Here is a 9096-nt window from a genome sequence, read left to right on the forward strand (position 1 = left end):
CTGAAAGCATGAGCATCGCAACAGCCGGGCGGCGTGGCACGGGTCGCGTCAGGCGCCTGCTCGCGCCGCTCGGTGTTGCGGCGGGCGTGGGCGCCGCGTTCGCCTTCGTCGGGGTGGTCGACCCCAATGAGCCCGGCCACTATCCGACGTGCCCGTTCCTGTGGCTCACCGGCCTCTACTGCCCAGGCTGCGGCACGATGCGCACCATGCACGCCCTCGCGCATCTCGACCCGGTCGCCGCGCTGGGGCTCAACCCACTCGCCGTGGTCACGATCCCGTTCCTGCTGTTCTGGTGGGGGCGATGGGTGCTGCGCGCCTGGCAGGGCCGGCCCAGACGCACGACGCTGGCGCATCCGGCGTGGCTGTGGGCCTTCATCGGGGTCGTCATGGTCTACTGGGTCGTCCGTAATCTGCCTGTCGGCGCGTTCCTCGCCCCCTAGGCAGGGCCGGTGGTGAGGTGACCCCGCAGGGGCCGATACCATCGCAGGGCAAGGCGGAGAGCGTACGCGAGGCGAACTCTCCGCCACCCCCACTGTCGACCGGAGGGACCCCAAGCGCGTGAGTGAGCGGACGGAAGGGCCGAGTGTCCTCGACGGCATCCTCGACGGGGTGCGCGCCGACCTCGCCGCACGCCAGCAGGCCGTGTCCATGGACGAGCTCAAGCAACGAGCCGAACGGGCCCAGCCGGCCAGGGACGCGATGGCCGCGCTCGGGGGCGAAAGGATCTCGGTGATCGCCGAGGTCAAGCGTTCCAGCCCGTCCAAGGGCGCGCTCGCCGCGATCGCCGACCCGGCGGCGCTGGCCGCCGACTACGAAGCGGGCGGCGCCCACGTCATCAGCGTGCTGACCGAGCGCCGCAAGTTCGGGGGCAGCCTCGACGACTTGGCCGCGGTCCGCTCCAGGGTCGACATCCCGATCCTGCGCAAGGACTTCGTCCTCACCTCCTACCAGCTCTGGGAGGCCAGGGCCTACGGCGCCGACCTGGCGCTGCTGATGGTCGTCTGCCTGGAGCAGGAGGCGCTGGTGTCGCTGATCGAGCGGGCCGAGTCGATCGGGCTCACCCCGCTGGTCGAGGTGCACACCGAGGACGAGCTCGAACGAGCGGTCGCCGCGGGGGCCCGGGTCATCGGGGTCAACGCCCGCAATCTGAAGACACTCGAGGTCGATCGCGACGTGTTCGCGAAGCTGGCGCCGAAGATCCCCGATAATGTGATCAAAATCGCCGAGTCGGGTGTGCGTGGCCCGCATGACCTGCTCGCTTACGCTAGAGGTGGCGCCGACGCCGTCCTGGTGGGGGAGAGCCTGGTCACCGGTAAGGACCCGCGCAAGGCAGTGGAGGCGCTGGTGACGGCCGGCGCTCATCCGTCGACGCGCCCCGACCACTCAGCAGAGGGATAGCAGTGGCACACGAAGGTTCCATCCTGACCGCCGCCGACCTGGCGGGCAACGGCGCGCACGGCGACGATCCCGACGTGCACGGCAAGTTCGGCATCTTCGGCGGCAGATACGTGCCGGAGGCCCTCATCCCGGCGCTCGACGAGGTGGCCGCGGTCTACGAGAAGGCCAAGAACGACGCGCAGTTCCTGCGCGAGTTCGACCACCTGCTGCGCACCTACGCCGGCCGGCCGACCACGCTGACCGACGTGCCGCGCTTCAGCGAGCAGGCCGGTGGCGCCAGAGTCGTGCTCAAGCGGGAGGACCTCACCCACACCGGCGCCCACAAGATCAACAACGTGCTGGGCCAGGCGCTGCTGACCAAGCGGCTGGGCAAGAAGCGGGTGATCGCCGAGACCGGCGCCGGCCAGCACGGCGTGGCCACGGCGACCGCCGCGGCCCTGCTCGGCCTGGAGTGCGTCATCTACATGGGCGCGGTCGACTGCGAGCGTCAGGCCCTCAACGTCGCCAGGATGAAGCTGCTCGGCGCGACCGTGGTGCCGGTGACCAACGGCTCGCAGACGCTGAAGGACGCCATCAACGAGGCGTTCCGCGACTGGGTGACCAACGTCGACACCACCCACTACCTCTTCGGCACGGTCGCGGGCCCGCACCCGTTCCCCGAGATCGTGCGCGACTTCGCCCGCATCATCGGCGTGGAGGCCCGCCGCCAGATCCTCGAGCTGACCGGCCGGCTGCCCGACGCTGTGTGCGCCGCGGTCGGCGGCGGCAGCAACGCGATCGGCGTCTTCCATGCGTTCATCGGCGACGAGGGCGTCCAGCTGCACGGCTACGAAGCCGCCGGGCGCGGCCTGGAGAGCGGCGAGCACGCGCTCACCCTCACCGCGGGCTCGGTCGGCGTGCTGCACGGCGCGCGCACCTACGTCCTGCAGGACGACGAGGGCCAGACCATCGAGTCCCACTCGATCTCCGCCGGGCTCGACTATCCGGGCGTCGGCCCCGAGCACGCCTGGCTGAGAGACTCCGGCCGCGCCACCTACCACGGCGTCACCGACGATCAGGCGATGGCCGCGTTCTCACTGCTGGCCAGGACCGAGGGCATCATCCCCGCCATCGAGTCCTCCCACGCCCTGGCGGGCGCTCTGGAGCTCGGCCGCGAGCTCGGTCCGGAGGCCACCATCCTGGTCAACCTCTCCGGCCGCGGAGACAAGGACATGGGTACGGCGATGAAATACTTCAACCTCTGAGACCCTCCGAGGCCTCAAGACCTCCGCGCCGACGAAGGCCGTCGGAGCCCCTCGAGACCGCTGAGACGCCGAGGCGACGGATCGCTGACGCCCTGCGCCGGGCCGCTCACCGCGGGGCCTCCCGCGACACCCCGGGCCTTCATCGGCGCGGAGGATTCTGGGCGGGGCGCGCGGCAGGGCATCATGGTGAGACTCGACCTTCGAAACGGACAGACATGACGACTCTTCAGACGGTTTTCGCCAAGGCGAAGGCGGACAACCGGGCCGCGCTCGTCGGCTACCTGCCCGCGGGCTTCCCGTCCAAGGACGGCGCCATCGCCGCCGCCACCACCCTGGTGGAGGCCGGCTGCGACGTCATCGAGATCGGCCTCCCCTACTCCGACCCGCTCATGGACGGGCCCACCATCCAGGACGCCGTGCACAGGTCGCTGGTCAACGGCACGCGCATCGCCGACGTGATGCGCACGGTCGAGGGGGTCGCCGCCACCGGGGCCGCCACGCTCGTCATGACCTACTGGAACCCCATCGACAAATACGGCGCCGAGCGCTTCGCCCGCGACCTGGCCAACGCGGGCGGCGCGGGCACGATCACGCCCGACCTGACGCCCGAGGAGTCGGAGCCGTGGCGGGCGGCGTCGGCGGGCGCCGGCATCGACACCGTGTTTCTGGTGGCGCCCAGCTCGACGGAGCAGCGCATCAAGGCCGTCGTCGACTGCTGCACGGGCTTCGTCTACGCGGCCTCGCTCATGGGCGTCACGGGCGCCAGAGAGAGCGTCAACACCGCCGCCGAGGGCCTCGTGCAGCGCACCCGCGCCCACACCGACCTGCCGGTGTGCGTGGGCCTGGGGGTCGGCACCGGCGCCCAGGCGGCCGAGGTGGCGGCCTACGCCGACGGCGTCATCGTGGGGTCGGCGTTCATCCGCCGCATCCTCGACGCCCCCGACGAGGCCGCGGGCCGCGAGTCGATCGCCGTGCTCGCGAAAGACATGGCCAAGGGCGTGCGCCGCTGACGCCGGCCGTGCTTCGGGGCCGCTGACGCCGGCCGTGCGTCAGGCGGGGCGGAGGCCGGCGTAGAGCGTGGAATAACGGTTGTAGACGCCGCTGGGCACCAGATAGAGGTTGAGGGCGACCTGCATCAGCACCAGCCAGACGGCATACTGCACGGCGCTGAGCCCGGGGACGACGTCGATCGGCAGGGCGTGGGCGATGACGACCCGCACGCCGGCGTCGACGATCAGGCCGATCCCATAGATGACGGTCGCCACCCGCCAGACCCGGCGGAAGCCGGGCAGCCGCTCCCACAGCACGTCCCATGACTCGGGGGGCCCGACCCGCCCTTCGAGCAGGAGCCGGGTGAACACGAATGCCAGCGGCTTGCCGCCGCGTGCGCTGACCAGGAACCACAGGCCCGTGGCCGCCATGAACCAGCCGTCCTTGGCCAGCAGGAGCCTCGGGTCGTGGACGAGCAGCGACACCGCGGCGCCGATCAGCATCATGGTCGTCATGAACAGGCCGACCCTGTCCGGCCTGCGGCGGCGTACGAGATCGGAGACGACGCTGAGACCCGGGATGAACGAGCAGATCAGCAACGCGGCGTAGGAGCCGACGTCGGCGGCGCGCAGGAGGTAATAGAGGCCGATGGGCACCCCCACGTCCACCGTCAGGGTGAGCAGCCCTCTGGCCCTGGCGCTCACGGCCGCGTCGCCCTGGCGAACAGCCCGGCCAGCTCGCCGGCATATTCCGCCAGATCGGCGTCCGGGTCGGCCTCCAGCAGGAACGGCAGCCCGTCGAGCGCCCGCTGGATGGCCATCGCCATCACGCGGGTGTTGAACGCGCAGAACTCGCCGCTCGCCTGGCCCAGGACGAGGAGGCGTTCGACGTGGGCCAGCGCCGACAGGTCGGTGGCCGCGTCCTGCGCCGCCGAACCGCCTTCTGGCCTGAAGTTGAGAAAGATCTCCGTGGCGGCGCGCATCTCGGCGCGGTGGCCGGCGATGTGCTCCACCAGCGAGCGGATGTAGGTCTCGAGCGCAGCGCCCGGCGTGGTCGCGGCGCTCACCCGGGCGGTCATGAACGCCGCCAGCTCGTTGTAGATCGTGGCGATCGCCTTGCCGATCAGCTCGTCCTTGCTGTCGAAGTGGTAGGAGATCAGCCGGGTGCTGCTGAGCCCGGCCCGCTCGGCGATCCTGGAGAAGGACGCCTGTCGATAGCCGAGCTCGGAGATCGTGGCGATGGTCGCGGCGACGATCTGTGCGCGCCGCGCGGAGCCCGTCACCGAATCCTCGCGCCTTACTTGCATGAGTAATTTTTAACTCATACAAGTAAACCACGCAACTCGGGGAGTTCGGACGGGGAAGCGGCTTAGCCGACGCTTATCGTGAATCTGATCGGATGGGAACCCGGTACTGTGCCCTTCTCGGCGCAGAGAAAGAGGAGATGACCCGTGGCCGCGTCACAACCGTCACATCGAGCTACTTCGGCGATACCCTGGGTGACGGCCGTCGCCCGGCTGGTCCTGGGCGGAGTGCTGATCGCGGCAGGCGCGCTCAAGATCGGCAACCCGACGGACTCGGTGGTGGCGGTCAAGGCTTACCAGCTGCTGCCCGAGTCGATCGCCGTCCCGGTGGGCTACGCCCTGCCGATGCTGGAGATCGTGGTCGGCGTGCTGCTGGTCGTCGGTCTGCTGACCAGGGTGGCCGCGGTGGTCGCGGGGCTGCTCATGTTCGCGTTCGTCTTCGGCATCGCCTGGGCCTGGGCGAACGGCCTGCGGATCGACTGCGGTTGCTTCGGCGGCGGCGGCCAGTTGGGAAAGGGGCAGGAGCCCACCTACCTGCTCGACATCCTGCGTGACTTCGGCCTCGTGCTTCTCGGCGCCTGGATCACGCGTTTCCCGCCGGGCCGTTTCGCTCTCGACGGAGCACTCGGCCTGGGGGGCGATACTCGTGATGTGGAGGACGAAGGATGAGCAAGGGGCAGCGGACGAAGACCATGTCGAAGTCAGCGCGTGACAAGATCAAGGAACAGCAGGCCGCCGCTCGCGCTCAGGAGCGACGCAAGAAGATCGTGACCTACGTGACCGCAGGGGTGGTCGCGGTGGCCGCGGTCGGAGCCGGCTGGTGGTATGCGGCCAGCACCTCCCGATCGGAGGAGGCCTCCGGCGCGCTCGCGCCCATCACGGTGCAACCCGACGGCGGCGCAGTGATGGCCAAGCAGGGCGTCACCGCGCCCGTGGTCGACATCTATGAGGACTTCCAGTGTCCGGCCTGCAAGGAGCTCGAGCGGGTCAGCGGGCAGACGTTCAAGAACCTCGCCGCCGAGGGCCTGGCCAAGGTGGTCTACCACCCCATCACGATCTTCTCGCAGGAGCCGACCAAGTCCAATTCCGTACGCGCGGGCAGCGCCTCCCGCTGCGTGGCCGACGGCAAGCAGTGGATGGCCTTCCACGACCTGCTCTTCGAGAACCAGCCGCCGGAGACCGAGCCGGGCTTCACCCCCGAGCAACTCGTGCAGTGGGGCAAGGACGCCGGAGTCACGTCGCCGGGGTTCGAGCAGTGCGTCACCTCGAACAAGTACGCCGAGGCGCAGCTGTCGTACAGCAAGAAGGTCAGCGACGAGCAGAAGCTCGACCATACGCCGACCGTGAAACTGAACGGCATAGAAATAGACAACGGGGTACTCTTCAGCCCACAAGAGTTGCGCGAAGAGATTACGAAGGCGGCTAAGTAGCCGCGCTTCCGCTACCCTCACCTGACATGCCCCTTGCCTCGATTCCCAGCCCTTCCCAAGGGGTCTGGTATCTCGGAATCATCCCGATCCGGGCTTATGCGCTCTGCATTGTGCTCGGTGTCATCGTCGCCGTCTGGCTGAGCGAGCGGCGTTGGCGCGCTCGTGGAGGCCAGCAGGGGACGATCATCGATATCGCGGTCCCCGCGGTCATCTTCGGCCTGATCGGCGGCCGCCTCTACCACGTCATCACCGACTGGCAGACCTACTTCGGCAGTCGCGCGATCAAGGAGCCCATCCAGGCGCTGTACATCTGGGAGGGCGGTCTCGGCATCTGGGGCGCGGTCGCGCTCGGCGGCGTCGGCGTCTGGTGGTCCGTGCGCAAGCGCGGCATCTCCATGAGCGCCGTCGCCGACACGGTCGCGCCCGGCATCGCCTTCGCCCAAGGCATCGGCCGCTGGGGCAACTGGTTCAACCAGGAGCTGTACGGCTCACCGACCACGCTGCCGTGGGGCCTGGAGATCGATGTCGACCACGGAGGAGAGCCCGGGGTCCTCTACCACCCGACGTTCCTGTACGAGTCGATCTGGGACATCGCGCTCGGCTTCGCGCTGCTGTTCGCCGGGCGGCGGCTCATGCTGCACTATGGCCGGCTGTTCGCCCTCTACGTCGCCGGCTACACGCTCGGCAGGTTCTGGATCGAGGGCCTGCGCATCGACCCGGTCGGCGGGGTCGATCACGCGGTGACCTTCCTCGGGCTCCGGATCAACCAGTGGACGTCGGTCGTGTTGTTCGTGGGCGCGCTGGTCTACCTCTGGGTGACGAGGAGAAAGGACGGCGAAGAGATCGTCGTGCCCTTGTCCGACCTCCCGGACCCGGCGCACGTGTCCGGCCAGGCCGACCCGGGCTCGCCCGACGCCCCCGCCTCGGCGTCCGCGGGCGACGCTTCTGACACGTCGGCGGAAGGGCCTGGCGGCGGCACGTCCGGTGAGCCCGGTGCGGGAACGGCTACGCCCTCCGACGAAACCGCCCAGGCGGGAGACGACGCGGCCGGGGCTGACACGTCCCGGAGCGACACGGCCGGGAGCGACGCGCCCGGGAGCGATACGGCTGGGAGCGACGCGCCCGGGAGCGATACGGCTGGGAGCGACGCGCCCGGGGCTGACGCGACCCGGAGCGATACGGCCCGGAGAGACGCGACCGACGGCGGCGAGGCCGATCGCGGGCCGGAGGGCGACGACCCGGCGGCCGACGAGCCGGGGGAGATCCCTGACGGTGAGGCCGCGACGAAGGGAAAGAACTCGCGATGAGCGGTCGCGCGGAGGCTCACCACCAGCACCGCGACGTCACCGGAGGCTGGTTGCGGCCATCGGTGTTCGGGGCGATGGACGGTCTGGTGTCGAACTTCGCGCTGATCGCGGGTGTCGCGGGCGGCACCGCCAACACCAAGGTCATCTCGCTTGCCGGCGTCGCCGGGCTCGCCGCGGGCGCGCTGTCCATGGCGGGCGGCGAATACGTCTCCGTGGCGAGCCAGCGCGAGCTGGCCCAGGCCGAGATCGCCGTCGAACGCCGCGAGCTCGCCCGTCACCCCGACGACGAACGCGCCGAGCTGGCGCAGACGTTCGTCGACAGGGGCGTGGCCCCGGAGCTGGCGGCCGAGGTCGCCCGGCAGATCTCGCAGAACCCCGAGCAGGCGCTGGAGGTTCACGCCCGCAACGAGCTCGGCGTGGGCCCCGGTGACCTGCCCTCGCCGTCGCTGGCCGCGGTGTCGTCGTTCCTGTCGTTCAGCGTGGGGGCGGTGCTGCCGCTGCTGCCGTACCTCGTCGGGGTGCAGAGCCTGACGGTGTCGGCGGTGGCCTCCTGCGTGGCCTTGTTCGCGGCGGGTGCGCTCGTCTCGACGGTGACCGCCCGTAACTGGTGGTATTCCGGATTGCGGCAGCTCGTGGTGGGCGGGGTGGCCGCCGCGGTCACGTTCGCGCTGGGCAACCTGATCGGGGCGGCGGTGTTGTGATGGCCCGCAGAAGAGCCGCGCCCGGTTCCGGCAACCCCCCGAGGAGCCCTCACGACGGCACCCGCTCCCCAGCCGACCCTCAAAGCGGCGGCCCGCGTGCCGCGGGTGGGCGTAGTGGTGAGTGGCCTGCGGCGGATGGCCGTGGTGATGGTTGGTCTGCGGCGGGTGCGCAGGGTGGCGGGTCGCTTTCGGGGTCGGAGGGCACGCATCCGGACGGCGCGGGCCGGTCGTCGGGCTCCCGTGGCGGCCGGAGAGCGCGGGTGCGTGGCCGCAGGCAGCAGGTGGCCCCCGACGCCGACGGCACGAACTCCCGTGGCCGGTCAGCGGACGGTGATGACCGGCCTGCGGGCCAAGCCGGCGGCGGTTGGCCCGCTGCGGCGAAGGGGGAGGGAGACGGCGGCCGGCCGGCCCGTACGCGTGGAGGGCGCAGATCAGCCCGCCGGGCCGCTGCCGACCCATCCTCCGGCGACCCGGGCACCGGTCACTTCGGACCTGGCACCAACACCGGGCCGTTCGCCGGAGAGGCGGCGGGCGGGAGTTTCCATGACGGCACCGGGCAGCCCGGACCAGGAGGTGGCGGTGCCGGCTGGTTCCGTGATGACGGCCGCGGTCCCGGCCAGCCCGGCGGCGAAGATGCCGGTCGCACCGAGGACCGTAGGGGTGTTCGGCGGTTCGGTGGTGATGGAGACGCCGGTCGGGCGGATGGCCGAAGGGGGGTTGGGC

Annotated in this window: 11 protein-coding genes; 8 read left to right on the forward strand and 3 right to left on the reverse strand. The window is 70.5% G+C overall.

From position 1 onward, the window contains the following. Positions 1-8 precede the first annotated feature (8 nt). The 4 genes from E1294_RS36605 to trpA all read left to right on the forward strand — a co-directional run bounded on the left by E1294_RS36605 (position 9) and on the right by trpA (position 3652). Positions 9-440 (forward strand): DUF2752 domain-containing protein, encoded by a 432-nt coding sequence (locus tag E1294_RS36605; RefSeq protein WP_132515556.1) that lies wholly within the window; start codon positions 9-11, stop codon positions 438-440. A 118-nt stretch (positions 441-558) separates the two neighbouring features. Continuing rightward, the gene (trpC, locus tag E1294_RS36610; RefSeq protein ID WP_132515557.1) at positions 559-1398 is read left to right on the forward strand and encodes an indole-3-glycerol phosphate synthase TrpC; all 840 of its coding nucleotides are present in this window, start codon (positions 559-561) and stop codon (positions 1396-1398) included. Between the two features lie 38 nt (positions 1399-1436). Further along, positions 1437-2642, forward strand: coding sequence for a tryptophan synthase subunit beta (gene trpB / locus E1294_RS36615; RefSeq protein WP_132515567.1), 1206 nt, complete (start codon positions 1437-1439; stop codon positions 2640-2642). Between the two features lie 215 nt (positions 2643-2857). Beyond that, positions 2858-3652, forward strand: coding sequence for a tryptophan synthase subunit alpha (gene trpA, locus E1294_RS36620; RefSeq protein WP_132515558.1), 795 nt, complete (start codon positions 2858-2860; stop codon positions 3650-3652). A gap of 39 nt (positions 3653-3691) precedes the next feature. Here the strand turns inward: trpA and E1294_RS36625 are convergent, their stop codons facing one another. Together E1294_RS36625 and E1294_RS36630 are read right to left on the reverse strand one after the other, a co-directional pair. Then, positions 3692-4336 (reverse strand): VC0807 family protein, encoded by a 645-nt coding sequence (locus E1294_RS36625; protein WP_132515559.1) that lies wholly within the window; start codon positions 4334-4336, stop codon positions 3692-3694. Beyond that, a complete protein-coding gene (locus tag E1294_RS36630) occupies positions 4333-4938 on the reverse strand; it encodes a TetR/AcrR family transcriptional regulator (protein WP_132515560.1) in 606 nt (201 codons plus the stop codon). Before E1294_RS36630 ends, E1294_RS36625 begins: the two co-directional genes overlap by 4 nt. A gap of 192 nt (positions 4939-5130) precedes the next feature. Here E1294_RS36630 and E1294_RS36635 point away from each other — a divergent pair, with 192 nt between their 5' ends. From E1294_RS36635 to E1294_RS36650, 4 genes are read left to right on the forward strand one after another with little or no spacing between them, the layout of a single operon-like run. Continuing rightward, positions 5131-5604 (forward strand): MauE/DoxX family redox-associated membrane protein, encoded by a 474-nt coding sequence (locus tag E1294_RS36635; RefSeq protein ID WP_132515561.1) that lies wholly within the window; start codon positions 5131-5133, stop codon positions 5602-5604. Continuing rightward, on the forward strand, positions 5601-6365 hold the full coding sequence (locus E1294_RS36640; protein ID WP_132515562.1) for a DsbA family protein: 765 nt from the start codon (positions 5601-5603) through the stop codon (positions 6363-6365). The genes E1294_RS36635 and E1294_RS36640 overlap by 4 nt, the downstream gene beginning before the upstream one ends. 26 nt (positions 6366-6391) lie before the next feature. Continuing rightward, complete coding sequence (gene lgt, locus E1294_RS36645; RefSeq protein WP_132515563.1) at positions 6392-7672, forward strand: prolipoprotein diacylglyceryl transferase; 1281 nt, start codon at positions 6392-6394, stop codon at positions 7670-7672. After that, on the forward strand, positions 7669-8373 hold the full coding sequence (locus E1294_RS36650) for a VIT1/CCC1 transporter family protein (protein WP_132515564.1): 705 nt from the start codon (positions 7669-7671) through the stop codon (positions 8371-8373). Before lgt ends, E1294_RS36650 begins: the two co-directional genes overlap by 4 nt. 431 nt (positions 8374-8804) lie before the next feature. Here E1294_RS36650 and E1294_RS53295 read toward each other — a convergent pair. Next, the coding region (locus E1294_RS53295; protein WP_220448133.1) for a hypothetical protein at positions 8805-9096 on the reverse strand (292 nt) is incomplete at its 5' end.

Source organism: Nonomuraea diastatica, from assembly GCF_004349015.1.
GTDB classification, from domain to species: domain Bacteria; phylum Actinomycetota; class Actinomycetes; order Streptosporangiales; family Streptosporangiaceae; genus Nonomuraea; species Nonomuraea diastatica.